Origin of the sequence: Methanoregula sp. (genome assembly GCF_041663825.1) — an archaeon.
Classification (GTDB): domain Archaea; phylum Halobacteriota; class Methanomicrobia; order Methanomicrobiales; family Methanospirillaceae; genus Methanoregula.
Genome location: NZ_JBAYLY010000018.1, coordinates 33,717 through 51,167, shown reverse-complemented (window position 1 = coordinate 51,167; position 17,451 = coordinate 33,717). Strand labels below are relative to the sequence as shown.

Below are 17,451 nucleotides of genomic sequence, written 5' to 3'. Positions count from 1 at the left end.
GGAGTGCAAAATTTTCATTGCTTTGGTGCGAAGTCTTTGACTTCATGCGGGTTTTTTTAGGATCCGGACGCTTGAATTCGTGACATGAGCGCATAACCTAACTTTTTTCCCTGTCTAAAGTAAAGACTACCAGTTACAGGTGTAAGGCACATGTCGGGTCGCTGTCGTTTGCAGATATGGCCGGGTGATTGGTCATGAAGACCAATATGCCCCTGTCCAAGCCCATCCGTGCGTTCGTCAGCGAAACCGAGCGGATGCTGGATACCGGGATTACTCTTTTAAGGAAACCCGAAGCAGCACCGGGCGGAACGCTCATCGATGTTTATACTTACAATCTCGATAAGAACATCATTATCTTCCCTGCAAACTACATCGGACTGTTAAAGGATTTTGTCATCGCAAAGCAGTGTACCTACCTGCTCATCAAAGGGGCAGCAGCAAAAAAATCCGGATACAAAGTCTGCTCGTTTACCCAGGATTCAGTCTATACCGGCATGCGCCAGATCTACCTTGACGCACTCAAGGACGAGGCAAAGAAGGACAAGAAGCTCCCGGTAAAAAAACTCCTTGAAATGCTTTTTATGCTCTATCGGCAGTTCCTTGAGGATATAAACGAACTTCCCTGGAACCCGATCGTCAATGCCCGGGTCTATTACCGTATGGAGCAGTTGAGGAAAACCCAGCTCTATATCCTTTTAAAAGATGGCAAGCAGGATATGGATGAGATGTCGGACATGATGGAGATCATTCCCCGGCGATATTTCGTGCTCGATAAATCCATGTTCTATGCAAGGGATCTTTACCTGGCAAAAACCCTCCCGGCGGATAAACTTATGCCGGTGATTAACATTCCCCAGATGAAAAAATTCGACCATCTCGAAGTAAAGGAGATGCTTACGACCCGATGGACCCACACCGCCTGGTACCAGTCCAAGTTTTTTGGCGACAACATGCTTAAAATCATGGAAAAACACCTGGCCGTGGACTGGAACGGGGAGAGATCCCTTGATTACTATGCAAACCTCTACCAGACCGGTGTCAACATGACCAATGAGCTGCTCAACTACATGTCGATGAAGGACTGGTTTATCTGGGAGAAGCCCAAACACCTGCTTGCCGCACAGGAACAGGTTGCGACCTATGAGCAGGCAGCTCTTAAAAAAATCTTTGGCGACCTGATTGAAGATCAGTAGTGATAATAATGGAAAGACCTGAAAAATTTTCCAAAATAACCCGTGAGGTGTCGCATCGTGACGGTAAGTGAAGTGGCTCATCTCTTAACAAGGGCTGAACATTACATCCGGCAGACCAAATACCGGGAGGCACTTGCTGTCCTGGACCAGGCAATCAAGATTGACCCGAAGAATGCCGGGATCTGGTGCCTCTGTGCATCGGCGAAAATTGAGATGGAAAAGTTTGCGGATGCAATTGCCGATTGTGAGCGGGCACTGTCCATCAACCCGAATTACGCAGATGCTTGGACTAAAAAGGCGCTTGCATTGTATCATCTCGAACAGTATGCCGCGTCCCTTGCCGCCTCCACCCGGGCGTCCACCCTCAACGCAAACGACGCCTCCGCCTGGTATATCAAAGGGATCTGCCTTGAAGAGTTGGGAAAGAGCGAGGAGGCGGAGATCGCCTATGGAAAATCGCTCGAACTGGAGATCATCCTCGATATCAAGGATGAGAGTAAACGCATCCGAAAATAACTGGCGGGTAATAACCGGCTTAAAGACCGCTTGTGATCTCCTTTAGTCTCTTCACGTGGCGGCGGCCACAAGGTTTTTTTCTTAATTTTCATAAACCGCACCCGATGGGAAAACAGTTTTGTCTTTTTTACCCGGTAACAGCAACTGGAGAGACACCCTGCACAATATCAATACCCCCGACGGCAAATTGTCACCTGCGATAGCATTATTAAAAAACAAATCAATCACATCGCATACAGGGAGGATTTTAGAGAATGTTGTCAAAAACCATTGAAGAAGCACTGAACCGGCAGGTTAACCGCGAACTTTATTCGTCATATCTCTACCTGGGTATGTCTGCCTATTTTGAGACCCTCAATCTCAAAGGGTTTGCCGGGTGGATGATGATCCAGGCAAAGGAGGAGCGGGCCCATGCAATGAAGTTCTACGATTATATCATTGCACGACAGGGAAAGGTCGTTCTTGATACGATCGAGGCACCAAAAGCGAAGTGGACTTCGGCCGGCAAGGTCTTTGAAGAGGTGTATGCGCACGAACAGAAGGTGACCGGCATGATAAACAACCTTGTCGACATTGCCATCCGGGAAAAAGACCATGCGACGTTCGAGATGCTCCAGTGGTTTGTGAAGGAACAGGTTGAAGAAGAGGCAAATGCAGCCATGATCTGCGAGAAGATAAAATCCGTCGGGGATGTACCCGGGCACCTTTTCTATCTCGATCACGAGCTTGCAAAGCGAAAATAACGACACATTCTTTTTTTATCTTTTGCCACATGGGGATGGGCAACGTCAGAAGTGGCCCGGTCATTATCATTGACGATGAGAAAGACATGCTCATGTGTCACGCGCCGATTTTTAGCGTGGTTCGGGAGAAGGTCCGGACCACCAGCTCAAGGAAAAGACTTCATCGCCCACTTAAACGACGAGACATTTGATGCGATCATTATCGGTCACGATATGCCTGAGGTCAACAGGACTTCGTATTTTTTTTTAAAAAGAGTTCCCGATCATCCGGCAGAACAAGTATCCGGTCATTGTGCAGGGTGGAACGCTCACGGGAAAAAAGCGCCCGACACCAATAACGGTGAGTGCTTCCCGGGGATGCGAGCGGCCTCCTCTTTTTTGACCTGCCCGGGATCGGATAAGGTACAATAAGGACCGGTACCGGAAACAAAACCCCGATGCAATAGTCTGACCGGACGCGAATTATAGATACGTGTGCGTGACAATAATCGATCCGGGATGATCCGGAAATGAAAAGCAGGGTCTGGTTTGCCAGCCTCCGGGCACGATCGAATGAGGAGAATACCGAGACAAAAATCCGTCGGCTCTTTGAGGTTGCCGGTTTTTCGTCCTGTATCCATAAGCGGGACCGCACGGCGATTAAACTGCATTTCGGGGAACAGGGTAGTGATGCATATATCAGCCCGGTTTTTGTCCGGCAGGTCGTGGAGAGGGTAAAAGCGGCGGGGGGTCTGCCGTTTGTGACGGATACAAATACGCTCTACCTTGGGAGCCGTTCAAACGCGGTCGACCATATCACGACGGCGATACTCCACGGTTTCGACTACGCGGTGGTCGGGGCGCCGGTGATTATTGCTGACGGGCTCTGCGGGAAAAACGTCGCCCCTGTCGCTATCAATAAAAAGCACTTTGAATCGGTCTCGATCGCGGGTGACATTGTTGCGGCGGACAGCATGATCGTGATGACCCATTTCAAGGGACATGAGGTGGCAGGGTTTGGCGGGGCGCTCAAAAACCTCGCGATGGGCTGCGCTCCGCCCGAAGGAAAACGGGCGCAGCACCAGGCTAAGCCATTTTCAATCCGCGATCTCTGCATCGGGTGCGGGAAGTGCGTGGCGTCCTGCCCGAAATCGGCGATCACACTCATTGAGGAAAAATCCAAAATCGACTTTAATCTCTGTATCGGCTGTTTCGAGTGTATGACCGTCTGCCCCTCGCATGCAATCGATATCGACTGGGAGACCGAAATCCCGCTCTTTACCGAGCGGCTGATCGAATATGCGTACGGGGCGGTGCAGGGTAAAGGGGGTAAGGTGGGGTACATCAGTTTCCTGACCCGGATCACACCGGACTGTGACTGCACCCCGTGGAGCGATGCATCGATCGTCCCGGACATCGGCATCCTTGCATCAAAAGACCCGGTGGCGATCGATGCGGCGGCCTGCGACCTCGTGAACCAGCAGCAGGGATATGCGGAGTCATTCCTTTCCACCCACCACCCCCCGGGCGAAGATAAGTTTTCCGGGATGCGGCCGAACACGGACGGCAAACGTCAGTTGCAGTACGCAGAAGAGCTGGGTATGGGCAGCCGCGATTACGAACTGGTCCGGCTCTGAACTTTTTTTCGTGACCTTGTACGGTCTTTTTTTGGAGTCTTTCCAGGTTTCCGGTCCGGGAGTACTCCCGATACCATGCCCGGAAGGGGCAGCCCCCTCTCTCCCCGGACAGGGGGTGGGGACTCATGTTGTGGTGACGGGTTTTGGGAATTTCCCGATCAATTATTTTTGCAATACCCGGGGAGTGCAGTTTTTTTAGGACGTATTCCTCCTGAATCGGGAGAAGAGCCTTCTTTTTTGGTGACTATCTCCCATGACTTCCCATTAGAGGAGTACGGGCGGTTGGATCATATGTGTCCGGCCGGGCGATGATGATAATAATGGGTGCCCCTTGTTCCCCATCGATGATGAATGCTCCCTTTCCGGCTGGTGAATCATGCGGCGGAGAAGGAGAAATTCATGAGTAATATGTCGTGTCATTTCGCATTTTATTAAAAACACCGAACATGAAAAACCGGATATACAAATGATAATATGGGTAAACGCATCAACAAAATGCAGGGATGTATGTATCCCGTGTGAGGTACACGATGGACCTAAAGAAGACTGAAGATACACAAAAAGAACTCAAATCAGGTGTATTGAACATTCACAAGGGTGCACAGGGATTCAGTGCAGAATTCATGGAATTCCTGAACAAATACCAGGTCATCGGTCTTGCAGTCGCATTTGTCATCGGCTCGGCAGCATCGACGCTGGTCACGGCACTGGTGAAGGATATTATCATGCCATTTGTCGGAGTCATTATTCCCGGCGGGGACTGGCAGAGTGCGGTCCTTCAGGTCGGACCGATCAAATTTATGCCGGGTGATTTTGCCGGTGCCCTGATAAATTTCATTATCATTGCGCTGGTGATATTCATCCTCGTGAAGTACATCATGAAGGGAGACGTTTCAAAGAAAGTGTGATCTACCTGATGAAAGATAGTACCTATCCGGAATTTTTTTTATCCTCTTATATTTGAGAAAATATCCGGGGTTGAAGAGTATGTAGTTGGCGAGGATCTGGGCTGATTCCACCCGTTCTTTTTTTTTTGAAAATCTTTGGCTGCCTGAGCCGGACATTTTCCGGAATTATCAGATTCAGTACTTCTCTAAATTATCCCAATAAACATTGAATGATCATCCCCCCCCAAGGCAAGCATCCCGGCCTTCCGAACCTGTCAACTCACAGGTCCAGTACTTCTCTAAATTTTCCTTTACACACATCAGAATTTTTAATAGGACTTGCCGAAGTGATTCACAATCCATTGGGGGTACCCCCCTCAACCAGCCCGGGGTGGCATCCCCCGCTCCCAAAACCGGGAGGTACCCTGACCCCCCGACCAATTTTTTAAAAGCACGATACCCCCACCCCCCGGTCCGGGCATAAGAGGAGGCCTACCCCCCCTTTCCGACATTTCCAAAACCTGCGCTTCGCGTGGAGTTATCGTCTGAAAGTATATTTTGTCGGCCAATGGCTTAGTGGGGGTAGGGGCCTCTTTTCCTGCAAGGGGGCACCCCCCGTTCCCAAAAATGAGAGGTACCCCCTCCCCCCGACCGATTTTTTAAAAGCATGATACCCCCACCTCCCTCTTGTTGCCCGGGAGTGGGGGGTGTCACCTTTGTACAAATGGGGGGAGTACCCCCTCCTGGCATAAAGGGAGGGTGGCGGCTGCCAAAAAAGGGTTCTCCCGCTTCCAGATCTGGCTCATACGAATTTTCGGCGGTTGTTCTTTCAACGTGAAAATAGAGAAGGACAGATGGACCTGGATCTTTTCCAGAAATGTTTGGCAGATCCATTGTCCGGCCAGATATGATGATGGGGGCTGATGGATCCATACCCCCCCAAACAAGCGAAGAGTTCTGCCGCACCAAAAAGGGAAGCCCCCGTGGCGGGCACGTGAATAAATTTCTGGAAAAGATCGCTTTGCCACAAATCTCCTTCAAACAGCAGGGAGGCATCATCACAACCGGGAGATGCCCGTGCGGCGGGGGTGTGAACCCCTGGGAAGCACGCTCTTTCCCGGAAAAATCATGCCCACAACAAAGAAGCCGGAGAAAAAATACGGAATCAAAAATCCCGGTGTTGCATCACCCTCAGGGAATTCTCCCCGTCCCCGACGGCAAAAACCATCAAAATCGCTGCATCCCACCCTTATGATACCTTTCCGGGTATTTCCGGAGCATAATAGTGGCAGATCCCGGTATTTTCCCCAAAAAAAACCGGGTCGCTTTTTCCCGGTATGAAACCCCCTTTATTTTTCGGCCATACTGCCCCTCCGGGCCTGTCCGAAGTCCCGGACAACCTTGCGGATCAGCCGGTTTTTCACGCTCAAAGAAAGGCCGCTAAATTGCACGGTTTTTTCCCGTTTAAAACGCCCCGTTTCAAAAAATAACGATTTATATCGATAATTTTATCAGGTGTTGGCACCACTTCCCCTGGAACATCCCGGCCTTGGATCCGGCTCGGGACCTCTTACGTCGGAGAAACGATCCTGGGAAACCGTGGGTCCGGCTATACCCCCCTTTATAAAGAGGGGATGACCGGAGGATGATACTACCTGCCTTGCGTTGCGGGTTTGTGTAATCGTCCGGCCCCCACCATTTAATCTCACCGACAACGGTCGGAAGAACCCGGGGCCTCCACCCGGTCCGCTCGTGCCGGGTGGGCACTTGCCTTTTTTCGTTCCGGAGTAGCCGAACCGTCACGTATTACCTGGGTTGCGCAAACCCTCACTGGCATGTACCGGACCCCTTGCCACACCAGTCGGCCTACACCCCTTCGCAAATCCCCCACTGGTATCATCATGATCGGAAAAAATTTTACAAAACACCAGCTTTATTACCCGATCGCAAGGAAATGTTCTCATGGAAAATGCATGTCCTGATGCCGCTCCGAAACGCGGCTCCTTTCGCGATATACCCATCGACATTCTCCGGGGTCTTGCGATTGTCCTCATGATCCTGGCAAACCTTGTCCCGGCACTCTTCATGCCCCCGGTACCCGGCTGGTTCCGGTTTCTTTGTTCTCTTGCGGCCCCGCTGTTCATTGTCACGGCAGGCATGATGGTTGCGTTGTCGCGGACCGGTAAAGGCCGGTCATTCGGGTACATTGCGCTTCGGGGTGGCCTCGTGATTCTCGTCGCGGCTCTTCTTCAGGTGCTGGTGTTCAAGTACATCCCGTTCATCGATATGGATGTCCTGTACCTCATCGGGATTTCGCTCCCGCTCGCCTACCTCTATCTCGGTCTGCCGGAACGGAAACGCTGGATCGTCATTGTCGCAATCCTCCTTATGGCACCCGTTCTCTGGGCCGGTTTAGGGTATAACACGGCCGTCATCGATCCCACGTTCTCGCTTTTTTCCCCGGCAGTTCCCGGCACGCCGGTTCCCGGACCGTTGGATATCGTGAAGTCCTGGTTTGTTGACGGCTGGTTCCCGATCTTCCCCTGGGCCGCCCTCGCACTGTTCGGTGCCGAGGTTGGTATGTACCGCTGGGGTAAGGGTGAAGTCCGCTCGTTCCGATTTAATTGTGAGGGACTGTACGCCACGGGTCTCCTTATCGGGGGTGGGATCCTCTGGGTTCTTTTCCCCGGCGCCCAGGCCCTGCGGGATGGCTATGTCGAATTATTCTATCCCCCGGTTATCGGCCTTTTACTGTTCAGTGCCGGGGTTTTCCTCCTTGCATTGACGGTTCTCGATCACCTCCCGGGATACTACTCCCTTCTGGATCCCCTTCGGGTAACCGGTGAATGTTCGCTTGCTATCTACCTTATCCACTATACGATCATTCAGAAAGTCATCGCCCCGCTTCAAATCCGTTTGCCTCTGCTCCAGTACCTTGAAGTGTACTTCGTCCTTCTTATCGGTATGATCCTCCTCGCATACCTTCTCCGGTGGGTCCGGAAAACCTGGCGTAACCAGCCCTTTCTGGTCCGCTTCCTTATCGGGGGATAAGGGAAAAGATCCTGTAATATTTTGTCATGAAAATTTTGAAAACTTCAGTCGATAGAGCAGGCAAATGGAAATTCGTGTTTGGAGTGCAAAATTTTCATTGCTTTGGTGCGAAATCTTTGACTTCATGCGGGTTTTTTTAGATTCTTTGGGAATTACGACCATCCCCCCAAACCGATCACACTCCCTCCCTCACACCACCCCCAGGCACACCGCATAAATCCCCACCTGGATCACCGTCAGTGGCACCCCGATCTTCGCAAACTCCCAAAACGTCAGCGTCTCCCCCCGGGCCTCAGCCTGCTGGATAATGATCACGTTGCTCGCCGCCCCGAGGATCGTGAGGTTCCCCGCAATCGTGCTCCCGGCGGCAAGCGCCATGAGCTGTGCAGTTGTTCCCCCGGCCTGCATGATGAGGGGCTGGAAGAGGGCGACGAAGGGTACGTTCGAGATGAACTGGCTGATGACGACGCTCGTTCCGAGGATCGCGGGGACGGAGGTGACTCCTGCGACTCCGGCAAGCGACTGGAAAAAGCCGGTCTGCCAGACGGCGGCCATCAGGACAAACATCGCGGCAAAGAAGACGAGCGTGCACCAGTCGATCGCTTTGAGCACCGTGACCCGCTCTCCCGAAAGGATGATAATCGGGAGGGCGGCGGCAAGGCCGATCAGCGGCAGGGGGATGACAATTGCGCCGGTGACAAGCGACGCGGCAATATTTGCGAGGGCAAGGCCGATGAGGATCGCAAGCGAGCACTTGACGATCCGGGTGAGCGCCGGGTCGGGGATGGCAGCCGGCTCCGGGTCGCAGGCGGCGGGTGCGGCCGGGGAAAACTCCCTGCGGTAAGAGAGACGGAGCACCAGCCACGCGGCGGCGAGGCTCGCGATGGTCGGGAGGAAGAGCCAGAAGGCAAACGTGACAAATGGTGCGGTCATGCCGCTGCTCGTCGCGACGAGCAGGTTCTGGGGGTTTCCTATCGGACTTGCCACGCCGCCGGTCGTGATCGCAAACGCGAGGGCAAAGAGCAGCAGTTTTTTCGGGAGACGGCACCGGGAGGCAAGCCCGAGCACGAGCGGCGTCCCGATGATCGCGAGCGTGTCGTTCATCAACAACGCCGAGAGCACCCCGAAGCCGAAGATCACAAGGGCGAGGAGCTGGCCCGGGGATTTCGCGTGCCGGAAGAACCGGGATGAGAGCCAGTCGAGGTACCCGCTCCGGGAGAGTGCTTCCCCCACGACAAACATCCCGAACAGAAAGCCCATCACGTCGATGTTTATCGCGGCGAGCGCATCGGCGGGCGCGATCTGGCCAAGAAGGAGGACGGCGACCGCTCCCCCGAGCATCACCTGCCAGATCCTAAAGGTAAATCTTCCCACCTGCCGTACCGCGATGAGGCAAAAGACGGCGGCAAGGACAATGATCGCGATATACGTGGAGAAATATTTCCCCGGGCCGGGTGATGAGCCTTGGCATCGGTTCTGAACGGAGCGGCACCTGACGGATGAAAAAAGAATTCCCGGATTTAGGAAAAACCCCTTACTGCGGTTTTACTGTCCAGTGGAGGAGGATGCCGTCGTCCATCCGGGTGACATCCGCGAGCACGAGCCGGGCAAACTCGGTTTCTTGAGTCCAGCCCGGGCCGTCCGCGAGGGTCGGCGAGTCCTTCCCGCCGATAACGATGCTCCCGACATAGGTATAGATCTCATTAACAAGCCGGGCCCGGATGAGGCCGGCGATAAGCGTCCCGCCGCCCTCCACCATGAGGCGCCGGATCCCCATCGCCCCGAGTTCATCGAGCACCCGGGCGAGGTCGACCTCCTCATCCCCGGCGACGATGACCGCCGCTTTTGCCCGGAGCACGTCCACCCGGCCCGGGTCTGCACGCCCCGAGACCGCCACTACCCGCAGGCCATCGCCTTTGTTGAGCACCGAAGCGTCAGGAGAGATCCGGGCCCGGCTGTCGATTATGACCCTCACCGGGTGCTCCGCTTTTCCCTCCTGCTGCCGCCGGCTTTTCAGGTCCGGGTTTTTTACCGTGAGCGAAGGGTCGTCGGCAAGAACCGTCCCGATCCCGACCATCACCGCATCGCAGCCCGCCTTGAGCCGGTCGACCCGGGCAAAATCATCTGCACCGGAGATCTTTACCTGCCGGCGTTCGCGGGTCGACAGTTTCCCGTCCGCACTCATCGCCACGTTGACAACAACCGAGGGGCGCATACGAATAGTGTTCTTGTTTTTGTGATTTTTATACCCCACCTTTAAAAAATCAGCATGCCGCAAAAGAACACTGGCATCGGGCTGGTGTATGTTTCCGTCATAATATTTTGGGCATGGTCCGCAAACCCAGCCCCGATTTTCATGGGGGATGCATATATATCAACAAAAGAAAAAACGTGAATGTCAATGGCTGGTACATCTCCGCAGCATCAGAGGTTCACGTTTGAAAGGGTAAACCTGTTGCGTGGTGGTGCGATCACGCTGCTGGTCGCACTTTGTATCCTGACGACGGTTCTTGCGTTTGCCCTTAATATCGATATCCTCACCACCCAGCTCTTCTTTATTCCCATCATCTATGCAGTCTACGCGTTCCCCCGGCGCGGGATCATCGTTTCGGCAATCTGTGCAGGTGCGTACGAAATTACCGGGTACGTGTTCTGGTATCCTGACCCGGTTGGGCTTACTGCCATTACCGTTCAGGCCGTGCTCTTTGTCGGTATCGCCGGCATTCTCGCGTTTTTGATCGAGCGTGCCCGTAAAGAAGAAACACAATACCGTGCAGTTTTTGAACATTCCCAGCTCGGGATTGTCATCTTTGACCATCGGAATGAAGCCATACGGCGCTGCAACCGGAAATTTGCCGATATGCTGGGTTTTACCGAACAGGAACTGCGGGCCATGAAGTTTTCGGAGATCATTTTCTCCCCGGTAGACGTGGAGCAGTTCCAGGTACGGATGAACCTGAACACGGATATTGAGGATTTCGAGACCCGCCTCAAAACAAAGGATGATGCCTCCTGCTGGGTAAACCTGTCATGGAGCCTGTTGGATACCGACACCATTAGTTGCACGGCGGTCAGTATTAACGCCCGAAAACTTGCCGAAAAAGCGAGCACCGACAATCTGATAAAATACCAGCAGCTCACCGAGAACTCTCCTGTTGGAATCCTGATCGTCCAGGATGGTATTATCCGCTACGCCAACCCCGCGTTCAGCCGGTTCCTGGGAGTCCCGGCATCCGGATTTTCAGGAAAACACTTCTGCACGTTTGCCGATGAACACGACCGGGCCTCATGCCGTGACCGGGTAAAAGAGTGGGAAGAGCAGGACGGAGTCTCCGCCACGTGCGACTTTGGATTTCGAACCGCATCGGGGGAACTCCGTAAAACCGAACTTACTACCACACCCATCCGGCACTTTGGAAAACCCGCCGTGCTCATCAACGTGATCAATACCACGGAAAAACAGCAGCTTGAGGACAAGATCGCGATCGATAATGAGCGGCGCCGGGGAATCATGATGACTATCGCCCACGAGCTCAGGACACCCCTCCAGCCGATTATCGGATATCTCAATCTCCTTCTCGACGACTCAAAAGGTGCCGGGCTCACTGAAGAGACCAGAAAACTCCTGGGACGCTGCCTTGCAAGTGCCGACCGCGAACGACAGATCATCAACAGGATGCTCGACCTCTCGGTTCTTGAATCCGGGAACCTCCAGATCACCTGCACCAGTTTTTCCATGGTAGAAATTATTCAGACGGTCATCGATACCAACGGGTACGCCGCACAGGCTGATATTTCGGTGAGTGTGCCTACGGATCTTAACGTTATGGCGGATATGAACCGGATTTTTGTCGTTGTGGATTCCCTCATCTCCAATGCTGTACGGTATTCCAGCCCGCCACGTACCGTTGTTATCGGTTACCATTCTGATGAGATCGATCCCTTCCATCATATAACCATCAGAGATAATGGAATCGGGATCCCCCCCCAGGCACAGGGTTCGATATTCGAACCGTTCCAGCTTGCCGATGCGACGAATCTTTCACGAAAGTTCGGCCGGATCGGGCTCTCACTAGCCGTATCAAAAAAGATCATGGAGATTCACGGGGGAGATATCACATTTAAAAGTACACCGGGTGCCGGGAGCATCTTTACCCTGCATCTCCCCAAAAACGTTTTAAAATAAAGTGGGGTTTGCCGCAGGGAAAAAAAGACGTTTCCCGCCGAACCGTTATCCCGATGTTGTTTCCCGGGAGGTTCGTGTCGGTACCTTTCCGTTGGACATGTCTGTTTCGCAAGGAACCAAAAAAATGCCGTTTCCCTGTCATGACGGCCCTTCCCGTGCCAGGTGTTATTTATTCCCGGTAGAGAAAAGCGGGATAATTTTTCCTGCCTTCTCATCGGAGATGAAAAAGACCAGCGTATCCCCTGCTTCAAGGCGCTGGGTCGGTTCGGGCTGGGTAAACCGCATCGTCCCCCTGCGGAACCCGAATTCCCGGATCCCAAACCGGTCTTTCAGGTCAAGATCCACGATGGCCTTTCCTTCCACCTGGGACCCGGCCTCCACCCGTACGGTGTGGACATGGGTTGCCTTGAAAAGCGTCTCGAAATTCTGTACCTTCTGGTGTTGGGCCGGGTCGGTGCACCGGGTAAAAAGGGCATTACCCAGGCGCTTTGACCGTTCGATGATCCTTACGACCTCCTCTTCCGGGATCTGGTAGCGTTTCAGGGCGCGGGTAAAGATTTCAAGAGCCGATTCAAACTCCTCGGAAATAACCTCATCTGCACCGAGATCGAGAAGGTGTTGCGCGTTCCTGACATGCCGTGTCCGTGCGAGGATATGCACATGAGGGGAGAGCTGCCGGGCCGTATGGATAATACGGGGGATCGCCTCCTCCTCGGAGACTGCCACAATGAGCGTCCGTGCATTCTGGATACCCGCATGTTCGAGCACTTCTTCCTGTACGGCATCCCCGAAGATAAAGTTGGGCCGGTACTGGGAGCGCTCCTCCCTGATGATCTCGGGATTGAGTTCGATCACCATATAGGGAATGCCGGCGAGTGTCGCCGCCCGGGCCACGCTTTTTCCGGTGATCCCATAGCCTGCGATAACGATATGATCTGAGAGCCCCTCTTCGGGTGCTATCTCACTTGGTAAAACGGCTTTTTGGTGTCCCAGCCATTTCGGGAAGAGCCGGTAGAGCAGATCGACAACCTTCGGGGAAGCGCTCATGGCAAACGGGGTAAACGCCATCGTGACGATCGCCCCGGCAAGGAAAAGCTGGTAGACCGCAGTCTGTATGACCCCGGCGTCGAGGCCGCTTTTCGCGAGCACGAACGAGAATTCCCCGATCTGGGCGAGCGCGAGGCCGCAGAAGACACAGACCCGGGTCTGCATCCCGAGAACCGCTGCCGAGAAGACACCGGTCAGGACCTTGACACAGAAGATCCCCAGGATGATCAGGGCGACATAGCCGAAATTGTCAAGGACCGTTGCCGTGTTAAGGAGCATTCCTATCGAGAGGAAGAAGATGGCCGCAAAGACATCGCGGAACGGGATGATATGGCCCAGTGCATCGATATTATAATCAGACTCCCCGACGATCAGGCCGCCGATGAACGCGCCCAGCGTAAATGACAGCCCTGCCTCGTTTGTGAGCCAGGCAATAACAACGCAGATACCGGCTATCGTAAAAAGGAAGAGTTCGCGGCTCCGCTCCTTTGCCACCTTAAAGAGCACACGCGGGATGACCCAGTACCCAAGGACAACGATCGTAAGGATGATCAGGGCAATTTTTGCTACCTGGTAGGGCGCTGTGGAAAGGTCTATGCCGCTGTCGTTTCCCGCAAGAAGGGGCAGCACGAGCATCATCGGGATGATGGCAAGGTCCTGGAAGATCAAAATCCCGAGAAGTGTCCTGCCCTGGATCGTATCAACCTCGCCTTTCTCCTGAAGGATTTTCATCACGATGGCCGTACTTGAGAGGGAGACGATAAAGCCGAAGATCAGGGCCTCGTTAAAGGGCATCTGGAATGCGAGGGTGATCAGGGTTATCGCGACAATCGTCGTGCATACCTGGACAACCCCTCCGATAATGACCGCACGCCAGGATCGGAGCAGGGTCTGGAATGAGAATTCAAGACCGATGGTAAAGAGCAGAAGGATGATACCGACCTCACCGATCGTATCGATGACAGACTGGTCGGTAATAAGTGCAAAACCAAACGGCCCGACCAGCATCCCGATAACGAGAAAACTCACGATGCTGGGCATCTTAAAACGCTGGCCAAGGTACAGCAGGAAAATGGACAAAATAATGACAACGACGAGGGCAAGCATTATGTCCATGAAAAACACCCCTCACAGGTAAATACAGTATACAATTACCGGCGTGAGAATAATTATATGTTACGGGAGGGACGATCGTCCTGCAGGCAAAAAAAGCATAGGGGGTCTCCTGTCGGAGTCCCGCCGGTTTTTTTTACGTGCATCTGTTTACTGCATCGGGAGGATGCCTTCCTTCCTCAAACTGTCAATGGAAAGATCCTGTGAATTGCCCGACTTGAAATTCCCGTTCGTAATTTCAGCCTGATATTCCTGATTCGCGGATTCGACCGCTTCTTCGAACGTTGATGAACCGGTCATCGTTGTCTCAAGGCAGGAGAACTGTCCCGGGGAATCAGGTTTCGTATCATAGCAGACGAACGCGTGGGTGGGCAGGATGATGATATGGGGGTTCATGCCAATGGATTCAAGGGCTGATGCATACAGGACTGTGCCGTCAATACAGTTGGCCGATTTTGATGCCAGGGATTCTTTTGGCAGCCGGACGCGCTGGGCGGCGTCGCTCTCCCTTCCGTAGGCAAGGGGTGAGTTGATATAGGTGATCTGGTAATCGTTCTTGAGCGCCGTAAAGATCGCTTTGACCTGGGCATTCGTGTCAGATTCCCACTCTTTATCCGTGCAGCTATCTCCGCACTGGTACCCGTTCATCGACTTCTCTGGATTGTACTCGGCAGCCGTACGCACGAGGGGGTCGATCTCTGCTGCATGCGGGGTCACCCACGCGGCGATGTACGGTGTCATATCATTCCATTGATCGCCATCAAAAACTGACCAGACCATCGTGTCTTTCGCGTAGATTTTTATAGGTTTGGTCTGCTCATCGATGCGTGTCCCGTCTGCAAGGGCGACCTTGTAGTGGAGCGTTGCGGATGTCATCTCCTGGGGGATTGCACTGGAGCGGAGTGATGGAGTCTGCCCGACCGTTAGGTTCCCGTGAGCAGGAACCTCGACGGTGTTGATTGACTTCTCGGTATAGCCCGGGATCTCCGATTCTACGGTGACCGTCTGGGGGCTGCCCGTGGGGTTCGTGATATCGAAATCGATAAATGTCATATCGAGGTTGGGCATCTGGAGGTACGTAGAGGCAAGGATTGTATCCATTGCGCTGACATCCACACTGATACCGCCGGTACCCGTACCGGTAGTGGACGAGCCGGAAGAAGTCGATGAGACCGGTGAGGTTCCGGTACAGCCGGCAGACAGGATGAGGATTACAAGGAGTACGAACAGGAGTGGGGTACAGCGTTTCATTGCAGTTCTGTTATAGATGATTCATGATATGTGTTTTGTTGCGGTGTTGCTGTGTTGTACAAAGGGAGGCCATTTCCCGGAGCGTTGTTATACTGAAGGGGTATGTTTGTGATCGGCCGGTGGACAGGTTGTGTCGTTTCCAATCTGTGGCAGGAATTTTTTCAGGTTTTCATCGGCACCGTACAGGATAAGGTAATCCCCGGGCTGCACCCGCAGATCCGGGCCGGGGGCGGTAATCGAAAACGTGTTGCGCCGGACCGCAAGTACCCCGATGCCATACGTGTTCCACGCATCCAGTTCCCGCAGGGTTTTCCCGGCAGCCTCCGAGCTTTTGGTAACCTGAAGGGTGTGGATGTGGAGATCTTCTAAAGCCGTCCCGGGATTGTTTGCCCCGGCCGACTTTCGGGAGGTTGCCCGGGTGAACATCCGGTATCCACCGCTGCGGATAATTTTTGTCAGGGTATCGATATCGTTCTCGGGCAGGGTATATTTTGCGAGCACGCGGGCAAAGATCCTCACCGAGGTCTCGAACTCCTCTGGGATCACCTCGTCTGCTCCCAGGTCCAGCAGGTTCTGCACATCGTTGACGTGGCGCGTGCGGCAATTTCCCCGGGCGGATAACCGCATTCGCTCGCCGGTAAAATTAATAAAAGATAAGTGCCCCAGCCCGGATTTGAACCGGGGACAACCAGATCTTCAGTCTGGCGCTCTCCCAGTCTGAGCTACTAGGGCAGGACACAAATATTGGCAGTTGGAATTAATAAATGATATGCTCGGTATGGTGGTATAACCCCTGACCACTCTTATTTATCCCCCGCCATGCCAGTATTAATCAGATGCCGCCTTCCGCCCCGTTCGAGGATGACTCTGGTCTTAGCCATGCCGTTGCCTCACGCACCGCCCATGTCGTTCACCTGACGCATAACGATCTCGATGCGGTCGGAGCAGATGCGATCCACCGGATGAAGTTCGGTAAGGACGGTGTGTTTACGGTTTGGAGTTCGGTGGGAAAGTTTGCCCGCCTCTTCTCCATTATCGCGTCCTGCCCCGGGAAAGGCGACCTGCTCTCGATATCTGACCTTGGCTGCCAGGGGGACATGGAAGCAGTTGTGGGCAGGGCACGGTCAAACGGCTGGGCGATTGAGTGGCGGGATCATCACCGCTAGCGCGAGGAGGAGATCACAGGAATAAAAAAACAGGTTTCCCTCCTTCATATCGATACGGATATCTGCGCAACCGGGATCGTCGCACGGGATCTTGCACCGGAGAACCCGGTAGCGCTGGAGGTTGCCCGGGTCGTCTGCGATTACGATCTCTGGAAACACAGGGATCCCCGTTCAGCCGTTCTTGGACAGGTACTCCAGAGAAAGAAAAACCGGGAGTATGTCCGCGACTGCCTTGTTGCGGGAATTTTCTCCGACGCGCTGATCGAAGCGGAGTATGCGGAGATCAAGGCCGAGATGGATGCCATGATGGAGCGGAGTCTGCGGCACACCACCATCCTTGGAAAAAAGTACCGGATCGCGTTTGCCCCGATGTACGGGTACCCAAGCGAGACAGCGCATTTCATCCGGGGCAAAAAGAACACCGATATCGAAGTGATCATCGGGAAAGACGGGAAGTTCTCGCTCCGTTCTGTGCCCCCGATCAGTCACCTGATTGCCCGTGAGTTCGGTGGCGGCGGACACCCGGGTGCAGCGGGAGGGAGTTTCTCCTTTACCGTTGTCGAACGGTTTACCTGGTGGCTTTTTAAGAAGAGCCGGCACTTTGACGAACTTGTGAAGATTGCAGAATCGGTTTAATTTGTTCGCTTCTTTAAAAAGAATACTATTAATAGAAATCTTTTCT

The 17,451-nt window shown here is 53.5% G+C and carries 15 protein-coding genes and 1 tRNA gene; 9 read left to right on the top strand and 7 right to left on the bottom strand.

The annotated features are described in order from the left end of the window. The first annotated feature begins 194 nt into the window (after positions 1-194). The 6 genes from WCX19_RS09290 (at position 195) to WCX19_RS09265 (ending at position 8,006) form a co-directional block, all read left to right on the top strand. Complete coding sequence (locus WCX19_RS09290; RefSeq protein WP_373007409.1) at positions 195-1,193, top strand: hypothetical protein; 999 nt, start codon at positions 195-197, stop codon at positions 1,191-1,193. A gap of 57 nt (positions 1,194-1,250) precedes the next feature. Next, positions 1,251-1,709 carry a tetratricopeptide repeat protein gene (locus WCX19_RS09285; protein WP_373007407.1) on the top strand — a complete coding sequence of 153 codons (459 nt, stop codon included), beginning with the start codon at positions 1,251-1,253 and terminating at the stop codon, positions 1,707-1,709. A gap of 254 nt (positions 1,710-1,963) precedes the next feature. Then, entirely contained in the window at positions 1,964-2,452 is a 489-nt protein-coding gene (locus WCX19_RS09280; RefSeq protein ID WP_373007405.1) for a ferritin, read from the top strand. Positions 2,453-2,961: 509 nt separating this feature from the next. Continuing rightward, complete coding sequence (locus WCX19_RS09275; RefSeq protein WP_373007403.1) at positions 2,962-4,068, top strand: DUF362 domain-containing protein; 1,107 nt, start codon at positions 2,962-2,964, stop codon at positions 4,066-4,068. A gap of 530 nt (positions 4,069-4,598) precedes the next feature. Beyond that, on the top strand, positions 4,599-4,976 hold the full coding sequence (locus tag WCX19_RS09270) for an MscL family protein (RefSeq protein WP_373007401.1): 378 nt from the start codon (positions 4,599-4,601) through the stop codon (positions 4,974-4,976). Positions 4,977-6,917: 1,941 nt separating this feature from the next. Then, complete coding sequence (locus WCX19_RS09265; RefSeq protein WP_373007399.1) at positions 6,918-8,006, top strand: heparan-alpha-glucosaminide N-acetyltransferase domain-containing protein; 1,089 nt, start codon at positions 6,918-6,920, stop codon at positions 8,004-8,006. Between the two features lie 189 nt (positions 8,007-8,195). Here WCX19_RS09265 and WCX19_RS09260 read toward each other — a convergent pair whose 3' ends face one another. Further along, complete coding sequence (locus WCX19_RS09260) at positions 8,196-9,380, bottom strand: SLC13 family permease (protein ID WP_373007397.1); 1,185 nt, start codon at positions 9,378-9,380, stop codon at positions 8,196-8,198. Positions 9,381-9,540: 160 nt separating this feature from the next. Beyond that, entirely contained in the window at positions 9,541-10,221 is a 681-nt protein-coding gene (locus WCX19_RS09255; RefSeq protein ID WP_373007395.1) for a 2,5-diamino-6-(ribosylamino)-4(3H)-pyrimidinone 5'-phosphate reductase, read from the bottom strand. Positions 10,222-10,407: 186 nt separating this feature from the next. Between WCX19_RS09255 and WCX19_RS09250 the strand changes: the two genes are divergently transcribed. Beyond that, entirely contained in the window at positions 10,408-12,192 is a 1,785-nt protein-coding gene (locus WCX19_RS09250; protein ID WP_373007393.1) for a PAS domain S-box protein, read from the top strand. A 165-nt stretch (positions 12,193-12,357) separates the two neighbouring features. Here WCX19_RS09250 and WCX19_RS09245 read toward each other — a convergent pair whose 3' ends face one another. The 4 genes from WCX19_RS09245 to WCX19_RS09230 form a co-directional block, all read right to left on the bottom strand. Further along, positions 12,358-14,355, bottom strand: coding sequence for a cation:proton antiporter (locus WCX19_RS09245; RefSeq protein ID WP_373007391.1), 1,998 nt, complete (start codon positions 14,353-14,355; stop codon positions 12,358-12,360). Positions 14,356-14,502: 147 nt separating this feature from the next. After that, on the bottom strand, positions 14,503-15,603 hold the full coding sequence (locus WCX19_RS09240) for a hypothetical protein (protein WP_373007389.1): 1,101 nt from the start codon (positions 15,601-15,603) through the stop codon (positions 14,503-14,505). 87 nt (positions 15,604-15,690) lie between these two features. Next, positions 15,691-16,230 (bottom strand): TrkA C-terminal domain-containing protein, encoded by a 540-nt coding sequence (locus tag WCX19_RS09235; protein WP_373007387.1) that lies wholly within the window; start codon positions 16,228-16,230, stop codon positions 15,691-15,693. A gap of 31 nt (positions 16,231-16,261) precedes the next feature. After that, positions 16,262-16,335, bottom strand: a tRNA-Phe gene (locus WCX19_RS09230). A gap of 104 nt (positions 16,336-16,439) precedes the next feature. On the opposite strand from WCX19_RS09230, the gene WCX19_RS09225 reads away from it, so the two are divergent. Then, positions 16,440-16,769, top strand: a complete 330-nt coding sequence (locus WCX19_RS09225) for a hypothetical protein (protein ID WP_373007385.1) — start codon at positions 16,440-16,442, stop codon at positions 16,767-16,769. Here WCX19_RS09225 and WCX19_RS09220 read toward each other — a convergent pair. Next, entirely contained in the window at positions 16,728-16,928 is a 201-nt protein-coding gene (locus tag WCX19_RS09220) for a hypothetical protein (protein WP_373007383.1), read from the bottom strand. The two genes, WCX19_RS09225 and WCX19_RS09220, sit on opposite strands and share 42 nt — an antisense overlap. Before the next feature lie 135 nt (positions 16,929-17,063). On the opposite strand from WCX19_RS09220, the gene WCX19_RS09215 reads away from it, so the two are divergent. Beyond that, on the top strand, positions 17,064-17,405 hold the full coding sequence (locus WCX19_RS09215) for a hypothetical protein (RefSeq protein ID WP_373007381.1): 342 nt from the start codon (positions 17,064-17,066) through the stop codon (positions 17,403-17,405). Positions 17,406-17,451: the final 46 nt, after the last annotated feature.

Excerpts from the sequence above, each read along its gene's own strand:
- WCX19_RS09290 (WP_373007409.1), top strand. The coding sequence starts at position 195 with ATGAAGACCAATATGCCCCTGTCCAAGCCCATCCGTGCGTTCGTCAGC.
- WCX19_RS09280 (WP_373007405.1), top strand. The coding sequence starts at position 1,964 with ATGTTGTCAAAAACCATTGAAGAAGCACTGAACCGGCAGGTTAACCGC.
- WCX19_RS09275 (WP_373007403.1), top strand. The coding sequence starts at position 2,962 with ATGAAAAGCAGGGTCTGGTTTGCCAGCCTCCGGGCACGATCGAATGAG.
- WCX19_RS09270 (WP_373007401.1), top strand. The coding sequence starts at position 4,599 with ATGGACCTAAAGAAGACTGAAGATACACAAAAAGAACTCAAATCAGGT.
- WCX19_RS09265 (WP_373007399.1), top strand. The coding sequence starts at position 6,918 with ATGGAAAATGCATGTCCTGATGCCGCTCCGAAACGCGGCTCCTTTCGC.
- WCX19_RS09255 (WP_373007395.1), bottom strand. The coding sequence starts at position 10,221 with ATGCGCCCCTCGGTTGTTGTCAACGTGGCGATGAGTGCGGACGGGAAA.
- WCX19_RS09250 (WP_373007393.1), top strand. The coding sequence starts at position 10,408 with ATGGCTGGTACATCTCCGCAGCATCAGAGGTTCACGTTTGAAAGGGTA.
- WCX19_RS09245 (WP_373007391.1), bottom strand. The coding sequence starts at position 14,355 with ATGGACATAATGCTTGCCCTCGTCGTTGTCATTATTTTGTCCATTTTC.
- WCX19_RS09240 (WP_373007389.1), bottom strand. The coding sequence starts at position 15,603 with ATGAAACGCTGTACCCCACTCCTGTTCGTACTCCTTGTAATCCTCATC.
- WCX19_RS09235 (WP_373007387.1), bottom strand. The coding sequence starts at position 16,230 with ATGCGGTTATCCGCCCGGGGAAATTGCCGCACGCGCCACGTCAACGAT.
- WCX19_RS09225 (WP_373007385.1), top strand. The coding sequence starts at position 16,440 with ATGCCGCCTTCCGCCCCGTTCGAGGATGACTCTGGTCTTAGCCATGCC.
- WCX19_RS09215 (WP_373007381.1), top strand. The coding sequence starts at position 17,064 with ATGGATGCCATGATGGAGCGGAGTCTGCGGCACACCACCATCCTTGGA.